This is a genomic window from Chondromyces crocatus (assembly GCF_001189295.1).
Taxonomy (GTDB): domain Bacteria; phylum Myxococcota_A; class Polyangia; order Polyangiales; family Polyangiaceae; genus Chondromyces; species Chondromyces crocatus.
This window is the reverse complement of record NZ_CP012159.1, coordinates 8,398,092-8,414,651: the sequence shown is the minus strand read 5'-3', so window position 1 is coordinate 8,414,651 and position 16,560 is coordinate 8,398,092. Positions and strand designations below refer to the sequence as shown.

At 67.5% G+C, this 16,560-nt stretch carries 12 protein-coding genes; 2 read left to right on the top strand and 10 right to left on the bottom strand.

The window, feature by feature from the left end:
- Nucleotides 1-25 precede the first annotated feature (25 nt).
- From CMC5_RS30260 to CMC5_RS30215, 10 genes are all read right to left on the bottom strand, one after another.
- A complete protein-coding gene (locus tag CMC5_RS30260) occupies nt 26-1,327 on the bottom strand; it encodes a beta-ketoacyl-[acyl-carrier-protein] synthase family protein (protein ID WP_050433655.1) in 1,302 nt (433 codons plus the stop codon).
- Nucleotides 1,328-1,431: 104 nt separating this feature from the next.
- Nucleotides 1,432-1,683, bottom strand: coding sequence for an acyl carrier protein (locus CMC5_RS30255; protein WP_050433654.1), 252 nt, complete (start codon nt 1,681-1,683; stop codon nt 1,432-1,434).
- Nucleotides 1,684-1,719: 36 nt separating this feature from the next.
- On the bottom strand, nt 1,720-2,604 hold the full coding sequence (locus CMC5_RS30250; RefSeq protein ID WP_050433653.1) for a class I SAM-dependent methyltransferase: 885 nt from the start codon (nt 2,602-2,604) through the stop codon (nt 1,720-1,722).
- A 10-nt stretch (nt 2,605-2,614) separates the two neighbouring features.
- Entirely contained in the window at nt 2,615-4,372 is a 1,758-nt protein-coding gene (locus CMC5_RS30245) for a fatty acyl-AMP ligase (RefSeq protein WP_082362934.1), read from the bottom strand.
- A gap of 291 nt (nt 4,373-4,663) precedes the next feature.
- The gene (gene pheT / locus CMC5_RS30240; protein ID WP_050433652.1) at nt 4,664-7,153 is read right to left on the bottom strand and encodes a phenylalanine--tRNA ligase subunit beta; all 2,490 of its coding nucleotides are present in this window, start codon (nt 7,151-7,153) and stop codon (nt 4,664-4,666) included.
- A 171-nt stretch (nt 7,154-7,324) separates the two neighbouring features.
- The gene (locus tag CMC5_RS30235) at nt 7,325-8,404 is read right to left on the bottom strand and encodes a DUF4340 domain-containing protein (protein ID WP_050433651.1); all 1,080 of its coding nucleotides are present in this window, start codon (nt 8,402-8,404) and stop codon (nt 7,325-7,327) included.
- A 63-nt stretch (nt 8,405-8,467) separates the two neighbouring features.
- Nucleotides 8,468-10,309: a GldG family protein gene (locus CMC5_RS30230; RefSeq protein WP_050433650.1), complete on the bottom strand. Its 1,842-nt coding sequence runs from the start codon at nt 10,307-10,309 to the stop codon at nt 8,468-8,470.
- 6 nt (nt 10,310-10,315) lie between these two features.
- The gene (locus tag CMC5_RS30225) at nt 10,316-11,065 is read right to left on the bottom strand and encodes an ABC transporter permease (protein WP_050433649.1); all 750 of its coding nucleotides are present in this window, start codon (nt 11,063-11,065) and stop codon (nt 10,316-10,318) included.
- 3 nt (nt 11,066-11,068) lie between these two features.
- Nucleotides 11,069-12,211, bottom strand: coding sequence for an ATP-binding cassette domain-containing protein (locus CMC5_RS30220; protein WP_245677833.1), 1,143 nt, complete (start codon nt 12,209-12,211; stop codon nt 11,069-11,071).
- A gap of 407 nt (nt 12,212-12,618) precedes the next feature.
- On the bottom strand, nt 12,619-13,611 hold the full coding sequence (locus CMC5_RS30215; RefSeq protein ID WP_050433647.1) for an alpha/beta fold hydrolase: 993 nt from the start codon (nt 13,609-13,611) through the stop codon (nt 12,619-12,621).
- A 215-nt stretch (nt 13,612-13,826) separates the two neighbouring features.
- Between CMC5_RS30215 and CMC5_RS30210 the strand changes: the two genes are divergently transcribed.
- Both CMC5_RS30210 and CMC5_RS30205 read left to right on the top strand, forming a co-directional pair.
- Entirely contained in the window at nt 13,827-15,077 is a 1,251-nt protein-coding gene (locus CMC5_RS30210) for an aspartate kinase (RefSeq protein ID WP_050433646.1), read from the top strand.
- Nucleotides 15,078-15,455: 378 nt separating this feature from the next.
- Nucleotides 15,456-16,532, top strand: a complete 1,077-nt coding sequence (locus CMC5_RS30205) for a hypothetical protein (protein ID WP_156338965.1) — start codon at nt 15,456-15,458, stop codon at nt 16,530-16,532.
- Nucleotides 16,533-16,560: the final 28 nt, after the last annotated feature.

Here is a 16,560-nt window from a genome sequence, read left to right as displayed (position 1 = left end):
TGACGGGCCTCCTGGCTCGGTGTCTTCAGCCCTGGGCTCGCTCGAGCACCAGCGCACAGTTGTGGCCGCCGAAGCCGGCGGAGACCTTGATCGCGTAGCGCAGATCCAGCGAACGACGCTCCTTCACGAGCTCCAAGGAGAAGGCCGGATCCAGATCCTCGACGTTGATCGACGGGTGCAGCGCCTGATCGCGCAGGGAGCAGACGACCGCAATGGTCTCCACCGCCCCGGCGCCGCCGAGCATGTGCCCCAGCATCGACTTCGTTGCCGAGATGGGGATCTGCTCCAGCCGCTCGCCGAAGACGCTCCGGAGCGCCAGCACCTCTGCCGCATCGCCCTGGGGCGTGGAGGTCGCGTGCGGGTTGATGTACCCGATGACCTCTGGACCGAGCTCGGCGCGCTCCAGCGCACGCTGCATCGCCCGCACCAGCCCTGAGCCCGAGGTGTCGGGCCGGGTGAGGTGCGTCGCGTCCGTGGTCATCCCGAAGCCGGCGATGTACGCGAGCGGCTTCGCTCCTCGCCGCAGCGCGTGCTGCTCTTCCTCGAGGACCAGCACGCCCGCGCCTTCGGCCATCACGAAGCCCTGACGCTTTCGATCGAAAGGTCGGCTCGCCTTCGTCGGGTCTCCGTCGACCGCGCGTGCCAGGGCTCGGGCGTTCCCGAACCCGGCCACCGTGTTCATTCGCGTGGCGGCCTCTGCGCCCCCAGCAACCATCACGTCGGCGTCGCCCGACTCGATCATCAGCGCCGAGGTCGCGATCGAGTGGGTCCCGGTGCAGCAGGCGCTGGCCAGGCTGTAGGACGGCCCCATCAGCCCGTAACGGATGGCGATGACCGCCGTCGCGCTGTTGGGCATCACGCCCGGGATGAAGAACGGCGACACCGCTCGCGGCCCCCGCTGGGCGCTCCGAGCGATCTGCTCCTCGAAGATGTCGACGGAGCCCATCCCCGTCGACATCAGACACCCGTAACGCGCTCGCTCGGCGCTTCCAGAGACATCCCCGGCGCCGGAAGCGTCCTCCTCGTCGTCCGCGGCGAGCGACCCCGCGCTGGGAGAGATCCCCGCCTGGTTCATCGCCTCGACGGCGGCGGCCACGCTGAAATGCGTGACGCGCCCGTGGATCTCCACTTCCTTGGCCGACAGATACCGCTCGGCCTCGAAATCCCTCACCGAGGCAGCGACATCGCTGCGGAGTTTGTCGGTGGGGAAGCCCTCGAGCTTTCCTATGCCGGAGCGACCTTCCAGCAGGTTACGCCAGGTCGTCTCTGCGTCGTTGCCCAGAGGGCTCACGACGCCGATACCGGTGACAACGACACGCCTTCGCATGGATCTCGGGTGGCTTGGGGGTGGAATCAGGGGGCGAGGGGAGGTGACCGGCGGGAAATGCCAGCATCACCAGCTGCAGGGGAGGGGACGCGACGAAGAGTGGCTCACGCCGTCGCGCTGAGGCGCTCGCCGACCTTCCGGCAGAGATCGCCGACGGTGATCAGCTCGACGAGGTCCTCGTCGGGGATCATGATCTTCAGCGACGTCTCCATCTCCCCGATGATCTGCATCATCGAGAGCGAGTCGATCCCGAGATCGGTGATCACCGAGTCCATCGTGACGTTGGGGAATTGTCGCTTGTCCACGCGGGCAGCGACGGTCTTGAAGATGTCCAGCAGCTTGGCTTCGTCGGTCATGTCAGTCGTCTCTGAGGCTATCGCCAGGGATCGGGTTCAGTCGATCCGGCGGAGTTCGTATTGAGCGAGCGATTCGTAGTGCTTGTCGAATGCGTTCACGCACGTCGACAGATACCGATCGTAATCGTCGAACACCTTGTCCCCCCACGTCGAACGGATGGTCTTCTCATTGAGACGCAGCCGCCGCAGCCACTCCCCCGTGGTGCGCTGATAGTGCTCGCGCCGGGTGTGCACCGTCACGACCTCCCACCAGGGATTGACGGCCTGGATGATGTCTTCCATCCGCGGGTTCAGGCCCCCGGGGAAGATGTCGTGGGTGCAGAAGTAGATGTCCTCCAGCTCCTTCTTCGTGCCGGCCGGCAGCCCGCCCCAGGGCGTCATGCGCGGCGTGCGGTTGCGGAGGATCGTCTGCAGCCCGAACCAGGCGCCGGGGTTCGTCGCGTCCCAGCAGCGCTTGAAGAACGAGCGGTAGATGTCGACGGCCTTGCCTTGCCGCGCCTCGGCCGGCGAGCAGAGGTGATCCATCATGCAGATGCTGATCAGGCTGTCGAACTTCTCTGCCGGCTCCCAGGTCCGGAAGTCGGAGCACACCACCTCGACACCGGGCAGCTTCCGCGCGTTCACTTCCTGCGCTTGCGCCGTCGACAGCGTCAGGCCCACGGCGCGCTTCACGCCCCGGGTCGTGACGGCGTACTCCACGGCTGCGCCCCAGCCACACCCGATGTCGAGAAGCCTCTTCTCGGGGGTGAGCTTCGCGAAGTCGGACAGGATGCGGAGCTTGTTGAGCTGCGCTGCCTCCAGCGACTGCTCCGGCGTCTCGAAGACGGCGCTGGTGTAGTTCATCCGCTCATCCAGCCAGAGCCGGAAGAACTCATTAGAGACGTCGTAGCTGACCTCGACCTCGGTCTTCGTCGATCCCATCCGTATCTCCTCAGCTCGCTCCACTCAGGAGCGGGGGGAACACCCCGCTCCGGGAAGGAACGGGCGGCGGCGCAACGCCACCTTTGTCCTCTGCGACTGCGAGTTCCAGCTCCCCGGTCTCCAGTCGACGCTTCATTTCGCGGCGCCTCACCTTGCCGCTCGACGTCTTTGCGAGCGTGCCGCGCTTGATCAGTATCACCTCGGCGAGTTGAACACCGACTTCAGCACGAACCGCGCGCATCACCGCTTGTGACAGTTCCGGCGTGCTCTTCCGGCACTCCGCGACGACCACCGCTTGCTCCCCACCGCTCGCATCGAGCCGCGAGAACGCGACGCACTGTCCATCGCGGATCCCGTCGACGCGCGACACGATGCGCTCCACGTCTTGCGGGTAGTAGTTCTTGCCGCCGAGGATGATGAGATCCTTGGCCCGCCCGCAAATGTAGAGCTGCCCGTCGGCCAGGTAGCCGAGATCGCCCGTCCTCAACCAGCCGCCGCCGAAGGTGTCCTCGGTCGACGCCGGCTCGTTGAAGTAACCGACCGTCACGCTCGGCCCGCGCAGCCACACCTCACCCACTTGCCGGTCCTCGAGGTGCGTCCCATCGGGCGCGACGACGGAGATCTCGTGCCCCGGGAAGCTGCGCCCACAGGCGACCAGCTCGAGGGCGGCCGCGGCGCCATCGGCCGCCGGCTTGGCCATCCCTGCGCGCATGGCCATCAGATCGACCCGATCGGTGGTCAGCGTCGCGTCGATGTCGCTGAAGGTGATGGCCAGTGTCGCCTCCGCCATCCCGTACGACGGCAGGATGCTCTCCGGCCGGAGCCCGTTCTTGGCGAAGCGCGTCAGGAACCCGCGAAGCACCTCGGCCTGGATCGGCTCGGCGCCACAGCCGAGTGCCCGCATGCACGACAGATCCCAGCCAGCGGCCTGCGTCTCGGTGACGGCCCGCGTCGCCAGGGCGTAGGCGAAGTTCGGAGCGAACGTGATCGTCCCGCGGAACCGATGAATCGCGTCCAGCCAGATGGAAGGCCTGCGGATGAACGCCGTCGTCGGCAGGAACATCACCTGCACCAGCGCGTACAGCGGCGCGATGACGAACCCGATCAGGCCCATGTCGTGGTACAGCGGCAGCCAGCTCACCCCGCGATCCTCGGGCGTCGAGCGGAGCCCGTCGAACATGATGGCGTGACTGTTCACCGCCAGGTTGCGGAAGGTCACCATCACGCCCTTGGGGCTGGACGTGCTGCCCGAGGTGAACTGGAGGAATGCCGTCTCGTCGAGCTCGACGGACCAGTCTGCGTCGGGATCGAACCCGTCCGCCTCGTGGATCTCGCGCTCCAGGACCACCCGGACCCCGCCGTGCGTCTTCACTCCGCCACCCGCCAGGAGGTGCTCCTCCAGCATCCCGCGGAGCGCCTCGGTCGTCACGACGGCGCGCGCGCCCGACGCGGCGAGGACGTGCCGGACCGTGTCGCCGTAGGCCTCGAGTTTGGCGAGGGTCTGCGGCGGATACATCGGGACCGCCACGATGCCTGCGGTGAGTGCTGCCAGGAACGTCAGGACGAACTCGTCCGGATCAGGCAGGATCAGAGCGACCCGATCGCCGCGCGCGAGCCCGAGCGACCGCAGCGCATGAGCGCGCTTTCGAGCGGTGAGCCAGAGATCGGGGTAGCTGACCGACAGCTCCTCACCGTTCGACCGGACGAAGGTGACGGAGCGGTCCGTGTGCACCGCGTTGTCTCGGAGGACCTCAATGAGCGTGCGCATGAGTTGAGCCCGGAGCGGACAGCCACGGCGTGACGCCTCGCATCAGCACCTTTTTGGTACAGGAGAATCCTGACCATCGTCCGTTCGTGAGCGATGCCATAAGCGAATCCCAGGCCAGAGCAAAGCGAAAGTCGCAACCTGTTGGAATGATTGGATTTATGATCTCAGGGCGGGGCCATGGATACGCACTTTACGGAAGGCCGCGTCGAAAATTCGACGCTCTGACGGGGCGAAGTGGGAAGTGTATTTCGCGCTTCGTCGCATCCTGGACGCTCTCGCGGGTGAGTACCATCACCCTCGGAGCACCGCCCCGAACCGTTCGTTGACCGATTTGACCACGGCGGCATGACGAGCGTCGACCTCCTGGTCGGTGAGGGTGCGCGCCTTCTCCGGGTTCGTGACGGTGAGCGGATCGCGGTAGACCACGTGGAACGCCAGCGACCGGTGATCGGCGGTGATGTTGGCACCGCGGTAGAGATCGAAGAGCGCAACGGACTCGCACAGATCGCCTGCCGCTTCCCTGATGGCGTCGCCCACGGCGCCCGCGCTGACGTCGTCGTGCACCACGAGGGCGATGTCGCGGGTGGCCGCCGGCAGCATCGGGAGCCCTCGGAAGTGGGGTGTGCGCTGGCCGATGGCCTCGACCGCGCGGATGTCCACCTCGATCACGAACGCTGCGCCACCCAGATCGAGCGCGTCGACCACATCGGGGTGCAGCAAGCCGAAGGTCCCGACGGGCGTGCCATCGATGAAGAGCTGTGCCGCTCCGCGGGGGTGCAGGTAGGGGACCCGCTTCTCCGCGGGCTGATGATCGATGTCGACCGTCCGCCGCGTCACCCGCTCGAGCAGCTCCACCGCCACGCCCTTCGCGTCGTAGATGTCGAGCGGCACGGCGGGGGCGAGCGTCGGACGCCGGAACCCGGCGAGCACCGCGGCGAACGAGGGGATCTCGTCGGGCAGCGCCGCGCCCCCGACCGGCAGGATCTTCGCGCCCACCGTGAACATCTGGACGTCCGGTACCCCGCGCCGGCGTGCCCGCCGCAGCACCTCCAGGAGCCCCGGGAGCAGCGTCGTACGCATCACGCTGCGATCCTCGCTCAAGGGGTTCATCAGGCGGAGCCCCTCGTCCGGCAGCCCCAGCGCCGTGACGTCCTTCGGCGAGATGAAGCTGAAGGTGATCGCCTCGCTCAGCCCCAGCTCGGCGGCGACGTGCTGGAAGCGCCCCTCGAGCTTGCCTGCGCCGCGAGGGGGCTGCGGCCGGATCGCTGGCAGCACCGTCGGCACCGTGTCGAGGCCGCGGACACGGACCACCTCCTCGATCAGATCGGCCTCGATGTTGAGATCGGGGCGGTGCGACGGCGCCAGCACCTCGGCGTAGGGGGATCGGGGCATGTCGGAGCTGCCCAGCGTCGGATCCTGCGTGCGCGGCATGCACCCCAGGCGCTTCAGGATCTCCAGCGCCTCCCCGAACGGCACCCTCGTTCCAAGCAGCTGGTTCATCCGCTCCGACCGCAAGCGGATCGAGCGCCGCGCGCCCGGTCCAGGCCCCTCCAGCATCACCCCGGGGACGGCCTTTCCTCCCCCGAGCTGCGTCAGGAGCTCCACGGCGCGCGCGAGCACGTCGGGCGTGTCTCCTGGGTCCACGCCGCGCTCGAAGCGGTGGCTGGCCTCGCTGTGGATCCCGTGGCGCCTGGAGGCCCTGCGGACCACCCGCGGCGCGAAGTAGGCGCACTCCAGGAGCACGTTGTGCGTCGTGGCGTCGATCTCGCTCCCTGCGCCGCCCATCACCCCTGCCAGGGCGACCGCGGCCTCGCCGTCGGCGATCACCAGATCGTCGGCCTCCAGCTTGCGCGCCACCCCGTCCAGCGTCTTCAACGCCTCACCCGCATGCGCTCGCCGCACGACCAGCCGACCTCCCCGGATCCGGTCCGCGTCGAAGGCGTGCGTGGGGTGCCCGTACTCCAGCAAGAGCAGGTTGGTGATGTCGACGATGTTCGAGATCGAGCGGATCCCGAGGCTCTCCAGCCGGTAGCGCAGCCAGCTCGGGGAGGGACCCACCGCCACGTCGACCACCATGGCCGCGCCGTACCAGGGGCATCCCTCCGGATCCTGGACATCGACGGCGAAGCGCCGGCTGAGCACGTCGCCCTCGGCGATGCGCTCTGGAGCCCCCGGGCGCGGCATGTCGAACGAGAGCCCGTAGAGCGCCGCCGCCTCGCGTGCGAGCCCGACGTGTCCCAGGCCGTCCGGGCGATTCGGGGTCAACCCGATCTCCAGGATCGTGTCGTGACATCCCGGAAGTGCGGTCCGAAGTGGCGTCCCTGGCGTCGCGCTCCCGGGCTCCAGGATCAGGATACCAGGATCCTCTCCACCCTCTTTCCCCCCCGAGGAGAGCCCCAGCTCCACCTCGGAGCACAGCATGCCCTCGCTGACCACGCCCCCGATCTCGCGCGGCGTCAGCGTGATCCCCACCGCGGGCAGCGTCGCTCCGAGCGGCGCGAGCGCGACCAGCCCTCCCGGATCGGGGACGTTCGGCGCACCGCACACGAGCCGCTGCTCGACGCCATCGCCACGATCCACCGTCACCAGGCGCAGCTTGGCGCGCGAGGGGTGGGGCTCGAGCTTCACCACCTGCGCGACGATCACCTTCTCGGTCCCGGCGCCGAACTCCGTCAGGGCCTCGACCTCCAGACCCGCCTGGGTGAACCGCGCGGCCAGCTCAGCGGGTGACGCATCGAGGCCGGGGACGAGGGACGAGATCCACGCATGCGACGCTTTCATCAGGCGGCCCGATTAGCACGATTTCCCGTCCGGCACGACGGGCCACCGAGCCGCCTGGAGGCCACAAAGCGCCGAGGCGCCGGGCGGGTGACCCACGCCCACGCGGACGGTCCGCGTGGGGTCGTGGGGCCCGGCCGACGCCTCTTCGAGAGCGCCCGGCGCAGACCGCGCTTACTCGCCGAACATCCCCTCGGGCATGCCGGGCATGTGGGGGTGATCGTCGTGCTCGTCGCCCGGGCCACCCTCGGGCTTCTTCTCGTCCGATTTCTCGAACTTCTTCGGCTCCGCCACGGCCCAGTCGGCCGACCACGAGGACAGCACGTAGACCGTCCCATCGCCGCCTTCCTTCTGCGCGAAGCGGCTCGAGCCCTTCGAGGTCTTGCCCACCTTGATGGTGTAGTCCCCGGCGTTGTCCTTGAGGACGATCCGCACCACGCCGCCGTTCTCCACGGCGTCGGCGAGCCCAGTCTCCGACGTCTCCTCGCCGAAGTCCTCGGCGTTCAGGCCCTTGTAGGCGCGAAGCAGGTCCTTGACCTTCGCCTCGTCGAACTTCTCCCACTTCCCCGGCGTGCCGAGCTTCCCGCCCTTGCGCGCCGCGAACGTGCCCGACCACTTGTCGTCGTTCTTCGAGAAGCTGAACTTGCCGTTCTTGTTCTCGACCTCGACCTGGATTGCGTTCGCGTCCTCGAACTTCAGGATGCCCGTCTCGCGCCAGTTCTTGGCCTCGCGGGTGTACAGGTAGCTCGAGTAGCCGCCGGCGATCCACACGCCGTCCTGCGATCCGAGGCGGACCATCTGGCCGCGCGAGCCGCTCTTGCCGAAGTACAGATCGATGGCCTTCTCGTCTCCCTTGTAGGCGACCACGTGGAGCGCCTTGGGGTCGTTGACCTCGTACTGTTCGTAGGTGCCGGTCGTGCGATCGATCGGCTCCTTGATCTTCAGCTCCTTCAGGTTGTCGAGGAGGCTCCGCACGTTCGCCGCGTTCGCCTTGGCAGCGACGGGCTTCACCACCTCCCAGTCTTCACCCTTCTTCTCGATCGTGACGTCGCTCTTGTCGGCGTTCTTGATCTCGATCTTGGTGATCTTCTCGACGTCCTCCTTCGTGACGCCGACCTTCGGGAGATCGGCCGTCGCGGCGGAGGCCGAGTGCTGGGCCCGGTCCTCACTCTGCTTCTTCTGGGAGAAATACAGCCCGCCGCCCAGGAGGACGAGGAGCGCGAGAGCGATATAGATTCGTTGCTCGGTCTTCATGGCTCTACCAGGTAGGGCCCGAGGCCGCCGCGAGAGGTGCGGCGACCCCGAGCACAGGAAGGCTCAGTCCAGCTTGATGTGGTCGCGCGCGCTCTCGCGTCGCCGCCAGCGGAAGACACCGAACGCCGCGAACAGCGCCGCCGGCAGGAGGGTCAGGCTCGCAGACACGGTCTTCTGAACCTTGCTGCGCTCCTTCTGGTACTCCTCCTCCTTCTTGACCCGCAGCTCCTCGTTGTCCGTCGGCTCTTCCTTGGGCCGCTGGATGTCGAAGTAGGCGAGGTTCGGCTCGCTGGAGAGCTTCGCGGTCGCGGCGAGCAGCGTGCTGTCGCCGCTCATCCAGTCGAGGATGTTCTTGAACGCCAGCACGGTGTTCAAGAGGTAGCGCTGCGCGTAGGGACCTGCGACGGTCTGCAGGTTCTCGTCGCCGCCGACGCCGCCCATCATCGCCATCTGCGGCGGCATGGGGGGCGGATTGCCGGCCCGCGCGAACGGGTTGGCGAAGAACTGCGACGCGCTGATCACCAGCACTCGGCTCGCCTCGGGCGACTGTGCCGCCGCGGTGATGCCCATCCCTTCCTGACCGCCGTAGGCGCTCTTCAGCTTGCCCTCGACGGAGATTGCGATCGCCCGCTGCGCGTACTCACCCTTGGGACGCCACTCGGGGCTGAGCTTCATCTCCAGCGCTTCGTCGTCGGTCACCGTGGTGTTCGGCGACGAACGGGCAAGCACCCGGAGCTGCGCTTCCGGCTGCTTCTCCGGGTGCGGCACGAGGGGCGAGGGGAATGCGAACGACAGCTCCGGGATGCGGAAGAAGCCGGCGAACGATGTGTCGAGGAGCTGATCCTGCTGATCGAAGCGCGGATCCTCCTGGAGCTGCAGGATGCCAGGGGCCCGGAAGAACAGCGCCTGACCCGTCTGGGTCGGCACCGGGAAGGCGATGGACCGGCTCCAGTCCAGGATCGCTTCCTTCTTCATCTCGATCCCGTAGCCGTCGAGCAGCTTCTCGAGGCCCCACGTGTTCAGCGTGGCTTTCATCGAGGGATCGGACGCCTTCAGGTTCACCGCGCCAGCGGCCACGACGAGCGACTTGCTCCCGAGCATCAGGAACTCGTCGATGCGGCGCAGCTCCTTCTCGGAGAACTCCTTGGCGGGCTGGGTGATGATGATGCCGGAGAGCTCCTTGTTGATCTCCGTGTCACCGCCCTGCAGGTCCACGTCCTCGAACTTGTAGAACGGGAAGTTCTGCTCGATGATCGGCCGGATCGCCGCGCCGCCCTGGCCACCGCGCGACGGCACCAGGTTCTGGTCGGTCAGCTTGATCTCGTCCTTGCCGGTGACGACGCCGAACTTCTGGCTGATGTTGTCGGCGCGATCGCGGATCTCGCGGATCTTGTTCGTGATCCAGAACTCGAGGCCCTGCGAGTAGTCCGGATGCAACATCTCGATCGCATCCTTCTCGCTGCCGTACTTGAACGCGATCCCCATGTAGCCACGGGAGATGTTCATCTGGTCGCCGCCGGTCTCGCTGCCCTCGCCGACGGTCACCTCGCGCAGACCGGCTTCCTTCGCCGCGCTGCGCTGCTCGTCGGTCTTGGCCTCGATGATCGTGTAGCGGACCTTGCCTTTCCCCGCGAGTTCATACTCGCGCAGCATGTCCTCGAGATCCCGGGTGAACGCCTCGAACTTCGGCAGCCCCCGGATCACGTAGACGTCCATCTGGAGCTCCTGCTTGAGCCCCTCGGCGACGAGACGCGCTGAACCCTTCGACAGGGTGAAGCGCTCGTTCTTCGTCATGTCGATGCGCTTGTGGACGCCGAACGACAGGATGTTCGCCACCACGAGGATGGCGGCCACGATGAGCAGGTAGAGACCGGTCTGCGTCGCGGCTTTGGTCTTCCGTTCCATGGCGGTTTACGCCCACTTCCGGCGCTCAAGCGCCCTGAAGGCCGCCATCAGGCAGCCGATGGTGATCGAGAGGAAGAACACGACGTCCCGGGTGGAGATCATGCCGCGTGCGAACGGCTCCAGCCGGGTGTCGAAGCTGATGAAGTAGAGGATGTTGCGCACCTCCGAGCCGAAGACGTCGCCGAGGAGGCCGACGAACTGCAGCACGATGAGCACGATCCAGGTGACCACGAAGGCGATGAACTGGCTCTCCGTGAGGGCGGAGATCAGGAGCCCGATCGACGTCGCCGCAGCCGAGTAGAGGACGAGCCCCACGTAGCCGGAGATGACCGGGCCCGTGTCGAGCGCCCCGAGGTGCCAGGGCCACACGAACATCAGGATCGGGTAGAGCGCCGTGGCGAAGATCAGCACGAGGACCAGGCCGAGCGCCCCGATGAACTTGCCGAGGACGACCTCATGGTCCTTCACCGGCAAGGTGATCAGCATCTCCAGGGTCCCGCTCCGCTTCTCTTCGGCGAGCAGGCGCATCGTCACGACGGGAATGATCAACAGCGCCAGGTAGCGCGGGATGGCCTCGAACATCTTCGTGAGGGAGGCCCGGCCGACGTCCCAGAAGGTGCCGCCCAGGAAGTTCCCGCCCACGAGGAAGAAGAAGATCCCCAGCAGGACCAGGCCCAGGCATACGACCACGTAGGCCAGAGGTGAATCGAAGTAGGAGCGAAACTCCCGCTTCGCAATCGTCAAGGTGGTGCTCACGGTTCAGTCCTTCTTGTCCGTCTTCTCGCGAGAGGTCTCGTCGCCCTCGTCGGCATCCTCGTCGGCGCCGTCATCGCCTTCATCCTCGTCGGTGTCGTCGTCGTCGCCGGCGTCGTCCTCGTCGTCGTCCACGTCGATGAGCGGACGGCCGCGGTCGCGCCGCTCGTCACCCTTCGTGAGGGCCTTGAAGACGTCCTCGAGGCTCTGCGAGTCACGCCGCATCTCCAGGAGGAGCCAGCCCTTCTGCACGATGAGGGAGAACAGTTCCGGCCGGATGTCCTGCCCGAGTGCGCCGAGCAGCTGGAAGCTGTGGGCCTTGTCGTCGGTCGGCAGCTCGCTCACCGTGGAGACCCCGGGCAGCTTGCGCAGCGACTCCTGCACCTCCTCGGCCGAAGGCGGCTTGCGGCCCGAGGAGCCGTCGAGGACCTTCTGCTCGTGCACGGTCACCACGTAGCGGACCTTTCCGCTCCGTGCGCGGATCCCGTCGAGCGGCCCGTCGGCGACCACGCGCCCCTTGGACACGATGATCGCGCGGGCGCAGGCCGTCTCCACCTCGCTCAGGTTGTGCGTCGACAGGAGGATGGTGCGCTCCTTGCCGATCTCCTTGATGTAACGAATGACCTCGGCCTTCTCGTTCGGATCGAGATCGCTCGTCGGCTCGTCGAGGATGAGGATCGGCGGATCGTGCACCAGCGCTTGCGCCAGCCCCACGCGCTGACGGTAGCCGTGCGAGAGCGTGCGGATGTCACGGCCGAGCGACTGGGCCAGGCCACACACCTCCACGACACCCTTCATGCGCTTGCGGAACACGGAGCGATCCAGGTTCCGCATGTCGGCGACGAAGGAGAGGTACTCCCAGACGCTCATCTCGCCGTAGAGCGGGGCACGCTGGGGCAGGTAGCCGAGCTTCCGACGAACCTCGAGCGGCTCGTCGAACACGTCGTAGCCATGCACCCGAGCCATCCCGGCAGAAGCCGAGATGAAGCAGGTGAGGATGCGCATGGTGGTCGACTTCCCGGCCCCGTTGGGTCCGAGGAACCCGACGACCTCGCCGCGATGGACCTCGAAGCTCACCTTGTCCAGCGCGCGGACCGCTCCGTACCGCTTGGTGAGCGCGCTCGCCTCGATCATCACATCGCCCGTCAAGATCGACCTCCTTTTGCCTTTGGGAGAGTTCTGCTCCCCTGAACACTGCGTCTCTCCCCGCGGCGGATCTCGCTCCACCCGAGGGGGCTGGGCCGCGTCCGCGGCGCCATCACCCGATGCGTCGGGGGTGTGTGCGCTGCCATTGCGGGCTCGCTTTTCATCCCCGGGTCGGCGAAGTCTGCCCTCCTGACTTCGCCCGCTCGATCCACTGAATTTCCCTGGATCTTCGATTGCCCAGGTCTGGGGCCGCGCCATCCTAGCGGTGGAGGGATCGCTGTCAACATCGGCGCCTCCTGAATGGGCGAGCCTCGGACTTTGTTCCCGCGCCAGTGGAGAAACGACAGGTCGACACCCCTCGCCACGAGGGACCGGCAGTTGATGCATAACGAGTCGAGATTGTTTGCCTTTTACAGAGACTCTGCCCCGGCCCTGTCACCGTCCAGAACTGCTCGGGCGATGGCCTCTGGGCACTGCTCCGGAACCCAGTGCCGGACGTCGGGCAGACGGCGCACGTCGAGCTGTTCTGCGTAGCGCTTCGCCGCCTTGCCGACCGCCCGCCGGAGCGCTCGATCCGCCTCTCCCCAGACGAGCGTGGTGGGGACGGTGAGCCGCTTGGCCACCGAGGCGAAATCATAGCGGCGACCCCATAGCAATTGCCTGTACCCCTCGACGACGGCGGTGCATCGACCCGGCCGGGAGAAGGCGCTCCGGTAGAACGCAACATCGGCGGGATCGAACGTCCCGGGGGCCGCGGACGACGTCATCATCCACAGGAACAGCGAGGCGTGCGTCCGCTCGAGGAGCCGGTCGACGAGCGGGAGCTGGAAAAGCGCCACGTGCCAGGCGCGGAGGAGCTGTAGCGGGTGGAAGATCTCCTTCAGCGCGGCCGGCGCTGGCGCATTCGTCACCACGAGGTGCCGCAGATCGTCGGGCCGCTGCGCCGCCAGAATCCATGCGAGCGTGCCTCCCCAGTCGTGACCGACGAGAAGGACGCGGGTGTCTCCGTCGTGCTCCACGCCCGGCGGCAGCGTGCGCCCGACCCGCGGCCCGCCAGCGCGCCCCGCGAGCGCCTCGGCGTAGCGGCTGCGCGCCCAGTCGATCGTGACCTGCAGGTCGCCGACCAGCGTTGGAATGTCGTACCGCCCCGTCAGCGCGGGGGCGCTCGCGCCGTACCCGCGCAGATCCGGTGCAATCACCCGGTAATCCTCCTTGAGCAGCGGCATCACACGCCGCCACGCATAGGAGAGCTGGGGCGCCCCATGGACGAGCACGACGGGGCGACCAGTCCGCGGGCCCCCGACCACCAGCCGGAGCCGGGTGCCATCGATGCCACCGATCTCCACGTTCTCGAAACCGTAGGGGCGCGGCCAGTCGCGTACGAGATCGTCGAGAGAGCTCATGGTGGCGACCTTAGGTAGCTGGAAAGCGTGAAGCTGACCAGCCGCGGAACGCACCGAGACGAGGCGGTCGCGTCATCTCGGAATTCACGCGGAGGCGCGCGCCTCGTCACCCCGACGAGCCCACCTCCTGATGAGCCACCGCTCGTCGATGCATCGTTCTTCCGGCGAGCCATCCCTTGACCGGGACAGCCACCGAGATTAGTCGGGGCGCCTCCGTGAGCCTCATCGTCCAGAAGTTCGGTGGCACCTCGGTCGGCACGGTCGATCGCATCCGCAACGCCGCCGCAAGGGCGCTCGCGACCCAGCGCGCTGGGCACCAGGTGGTGGTCATCGTCAGCGCCATGGCCGGAGAGACGAACCGCCTCCTCGCGCTCGCGTCCGAGCTGTCTCCGCTCCCCGATGCCCGCGAGGTCGATGCCCTCGCCTCCACGGGCGAGCAGGTCTCCGCGGCCCTGATGGCACTCGCGATCCAGGCCCAGGGCGGCAAGGCCCGGAGCCTCCTCGGCCACCAGCTCGGGATCATCACCGACAGCGCGTATACCAAGGCCAGGATCAAGGCCATCGACGCGCAGCGCCTGCACGACGAGCTCGCCGATGGAACGATCGCGGTCGTCGCGGGGTTCCAGGGCGTCGACGAGGCCGGCAACATCACCACCCTCGGCCGCGGCGGGAGCGACACCAGCGCCGTCGCCGTCGCCGCCGCGGTGGGTGCGGCCTGCGAGATCTTCACCGACGTCGACGGGGTCTACACCACGGACCCGAACATCTGCCCCACGGCGAAGAAGATCGAGCGCATCAGCTACGAAGAGATGCTCGAACTCGCCTCGCTGGGCGCCAAGGTCTTGCAGATCAGGAGCGTGGAGGTTGCGATGAAGTACGGGGTGCCGGTGCATGTGCGGTCGTCCTTCTCGGAGGCGCCTGGGACCTGGGTCGTCGGCGAGGAGCAGTCCCTCGAGCGGGTGACCGTGACGGGCGTCGCCCTCGATCGCAACGAGTCGAGGGTGATGCTGGTCGGCGTCGACGATCGACCCGGCATCGTCGCGCAGGCCTTCACGGCCCTGTCGCGCGAGAACATCAGCGTCGACATGATCATCCAGAGCCCCTCGGCGCACACCACGCCCGCTGGGCCGGACGGCGCCGTCAGCCGCAAGACCGACGTCACCTTCACCGTCACCAAGGCCGATCTCGCCCGCACCCAGCAGGTCATGGAGTCGATGCGCGTCGTCGTGGGAGCGCGAGAAGTTCGCTACGAAGAGGACATCGTCAAGGTCTCCATCGTCGGCCTCGGCATGCGTTCGCACGCCGGCGTCGCCGCCAGGATGTTCGAGCTTCTCGCCGCCGAGAACATCAACATCGAGGCCATCTCCACGAGCGAGATCAAGATCTCCTGCCTGGTCGCGACCAGGTACGCCGAGCTTGCGGTCCGCGCGCTCCATGACGGATTCGGGCTGGGCACGCCGGCCTGAGCCGCTGCTGCGTCTCCTCGCGTACGGCCGCCCCCTCGTTCGCTCACGCTTCGTCGCCCGCGCCCGCTTCCTCGCATTCACCACCGGCGCGCGGCCCCCAGGATCGAAAACCCGCCCGGGAAAAGCCCTTCGCACGACTTCCTCGTCTCTGCGCACGAGGGCGCCGCGTTTCTCGCGCAATCCCAGCTGACATGGTTCTGTCACCAGGTGGACGCCGCGAATCGAGATTCGATCTCGGGGAGCTGTGGTAGGGTGGTGTGGCCACCCGCCAGGCGATTCTCCCCTCGATCGTTACGCAATCGTTCGGCGGCCAGGCTTCAATTCCTTGAAGCGCGCGGCCCGGCTCGTTCGGCGCAGCACGCTGATCCGGAGGTTCCCATGCAGCATCGTCGGTTCGGACTCCTTGGTATGGGCGTGCTCTTCACCACCGCAGTCGCCATGGGCGTCGTCGGGTGTCAGGCCGAGGGCAGCAGCAGCGGTCCCTCGGGACCTGGCGGGACGGGCGGCAGCGGTGCCTCCACGACCTCCACGTCGGGGGACGGCGGCAGCGCTCCCGGTGTCGGCGGATCGACGAACGTGGGGGGTGGCGGCGAGGGGGGTGAGGGGGGTGGCACGGCGGCGGATCCGCCGGATGCTTCGATCCCCGACATCAACACGGGCGCGATCCCCTCGGGGGCCAAGGTCACCGTGCGTGGCGCCGTCGCGATGAGCTCGAAGTACCTGGTATCGCGCGGCTCCTCGGGCTCCTGCCTCTGGGGCGTCTACCTCTCCGCGCCCGGTCTCACCGAGGTCGCGCCGCACACCGGCATCATCGCCCTCTCCTACGGCACGAACGCCACGACGGGCTCGAACGGGCAGCTCTACTGCCCGATCCTCGGTCAGGTACCCGCTGGCGACTCCTTCCCCGACGACGTGGCGCCCGGCGATGTCCTCGACGTCGTGGGTGAGGCCTCGTCCTTCCTGCTGAACCAGTGCTCGCAGCAGGCGCCCGAGAACAACCCCAGCCAGATCCCCCAGCGTCAGCTTGCCAAGGTCTCGAAGGTCACCGTGACGGGCAGCGCGCCCGTGCCCACGGCGAAGCTTCTCACCGGCGCCGACGTCGCGAAGCTCGTCTCTCCGACGGACGCTGCCTTCCACGGCCAGTGGGCCGGCGCGAAGGTCCGGATCGAGGGCGTGAGCCGCGTCGATGCGAACGCGCCGGACGACTACCTGTACGTCAGCCTCGGCCAGGGCGTGCCTCGCCTCGAGATCGCGAGGAACGTCTGGTATCGCGCCCAGAGCTCGGATGCCTGCCGTTCGAGGACGTCCTTCCCCGTCAATCACTCGTTCGATCACCTCGAGGGCTTCAGCTCGATCGACTTCTGCTCGTGGAAGCTCCTGCCCGGTGACAAGTGCGCCGACTACGCTCCCCGTGACGTGAGCTGCGGCGCCGTGACCGACTGCACGCCCGACTGATCGTCCTCTTCCTGCGTGAGCGGAGGGG